Below are 2,227 nucleotides of genomic sequence, written 5' to 3' on the forward strand. Positions count from 1 at the left end.
CTGGCGCGGCTTCGCGGCCACCGGCCACCTGCCCGATGCCGCACCGCTGCACTTCGTCTTTCGCGCGGTCACGCCGCCGGGCCGCCCGCGCCGGTTCGACGCGCGCTTCTTTCTGATCGAGGCCGAGGCGCTGACCACCGATCCCGATGATTTCTCGCGCGCCGAGGAAGAGCTGAGCCACCTGCACTGGGTGCCTCTGGCCGAGGCGCGGGCGCTGGACCTGCCCTTCATCACCGAGGTCGTGCTGGCCGAGATCGCCGCCGGGTTGGACCGGCCCGGCCCGCCCGCACGGGTGCCCTTCTTTCGCAACGACGATGAGCGGCGTCTGGTCACGCAGCTTGGCGGACGCTCGCCGCTGGACCGGGTTTAGCTCGGGTGCCCAGCCGACGCCGATGGCGTGGAATGATCCGAACGCCGGGGGTCTTTCAGGCCGGGTCTCACTCCCGCGGCCAGAGCGGATGCGGCACGGGATCCTTGGCGCGCAGGAAGTGCTGCCGGAAGACCTGCGCATAGGACCGGTAGCGATAGCCCGCGTTGCGCCGCAGGTAGTGATCGCGGTTGGCGTGATACAGCGCGGGCAGGCGATACCAGGGCACCGCCGGGTGCATGTGATGGACCACGTGCAGGTTGTTGTTGAGAAACAGCAGCGCCAGCGGCCCGCGATCCTCGATGATGACGGTCCGGGCGCGGGCCTTTTCGTGCGCGCGGTGTTCAAGGAAGGTGCGGATCTTGAGCAGCGCCAGGCCCAGGTAGGCCGCCAGCGCATAGGCCCCCAGCGACAGCGGCGACAACCAGACCAGCCCCAGCACAGGCACCAGCGCCGGGACATGGGCCAGCCAGCCGGCGATGACCCGCCGGTCGCCGGCGCGGATCGCCACAACATCGCCGCGCAGCCAGAACAACGTGCCGATCACCGGACCCAGCACCAGCCGCCCCACCAGGGTATTGTTGGCGCGCAGGATCGCCCGCACGGGCCGGGACAGAAGCGCCCAGCGGGCCGGGTCGATGAAGTTGGACTCGGGGTCGTCGTAGGGGTCGGTCAGGTGTTCGTCGCGGTGGTGGGCCAGGTGGGTGTCGCGAAACCGCGCATAGGGCACCACCAGGGCCAGCGCCGGGGACATGAGCAGCCCGTTCAACCGCGATGAGGCGATGGGGTGGCCGTGGATCGCCTCGTGGCTGAGCGAGGAATGAAAGGCGATGATGACGCCAAGCATACCCACCGCCAGCGGCGCCGACAGGCTGGCCAGCCCGAAGAGGGCCAGCGCCCAGCCGAGGTAGCAGCCCAGGACCAGGCCGAGGGTCAATCCCTCGACCCGCGCCGGGGCTGCGGTCGCGGCCAGCAGGCCGCCTTGTTCAGACATGCAGGCGGCCCCAGCGAATGTGCGCCCAGACACGTTCGTAAAGGACATAAAGGCCGAACCCCATCGCGGAGTTGACCACCGCCATGGCCCCGCCCAGCGCCACGGACCCTGTCATCGCGAGGCCGACAAGGCTCATGCAAAGCAGACCGATCATGTTCCAGATCACGGCTTTCAGGAGGCTGCGACGGGGGGTTTCCATGGGGCTCCTCTTGGGGTTTTGCGCGGTTTGATGTGTCACCCCCATGTGCCCTGTCCGACGCCGGTTCGACCACTCGGTTTCATGTTAACAAAGACGGCATATGATGATATAAATCACCATATGTCGGGAACTGTAGACAAGCGTACCCGTGCCGCCCTCTTCCGGGACCGCCTGGCCGAGGCCATGGCGGACCGCGGCGAGACCCAGGCCGGGCTGGCCCGCCGGGTGGGGGTGGACCGCTCGACCGTCTCGCAACTGCTGGCCGGGCAGAGCGCCCGCCTGCCCAATGCCCAGGTGGTGGCCGAATGCGCCGGGGCGTTGGGGATCTCGGCTGACTGGCTGCTGGGCCTGACCGACCGGCCCGAGAATGCCGCCGATCTTGTCGCCGCCACGATGGAGATCACCAAGGCGCCCCGCGCGCTGGTGGACGAACAGATCTTCGCCTGGCACCAGGAGGCCGCGGGCTACAAGGTGCGCCACGTTCCCGCTGGGCTGCCCGACATGTTCAAGACGCCCGAGGTTCTGAAATGGGAATACGAGCCCGCGCTGGGGCGCAGCACTGAACAGGCTGTAGCGCGACAATCTGGCTGAGAGTTGCGCGTCAATCAGGATGAGGATCCTTGGTCGCGACATAGATGACGATGGCGGACTTTGCCGCCACCATCAA

The 2,227-nt window shown here is 67.9% G+C and carries 2 protein-coding genes and 2 pseudogenes; 2 read left to right on the plus strand and 2 right to left on the minus strand.

Going from position 1 to position 2,227, the window contains the following annotated elements; translation table 11 throughout:
• Window positions 1-370 (plus strand): annotated as a pseudogene (locus tag ACH107_RS32150) (DNA mismatch repair protein MutT); the annotation flags it as partial.
• Between the two features lie 67 nt (window positions 371-437).
• Here ACH107_RS32150 and ACH107_RS32155 read toward each other — a convergent pair.
• Entirely contained in the window at window positions 438-1,361 is a 924-nt protein-coding gene (locus ACH107_RS32155) for a fatty acid desaturase (RefSeq protein ID WP_412509681.1), read from the minus strand.
• Window positions 1,354-1,560, minus strand: coding sequence for a DUF2061 domain-containing protein (locus tag ACH107_RS32160; RefSeq protein WP_310691993.1), 207 nt, complete (start codon window positions 1,558-1,560; stop codon window positions 1,354-1,356). The genes ACH107_RS32155 and ACH107_RS32160 overlap by 8 nt, the downstream gene beginning before the upstream one ends.
• Window positions 1,561-1,680: 120 nt before the next feature.
• Between ACH107_RS32160 and ACH107_RS32165 the strand changes: the two are divergent.
• Window positions 1,681-2,133: pseudogene (locus ACH107_RS32165) on the plus strand (helix-turn-helix domain-containing protein); the annotation flags it as partial.
• Window positions 2,134-2,227: the final 94 nt, after the last annotated feature.

Source organism: Roseovarius halophilus (ex Wu et al. 2025) (assembly GCF_047086965.1).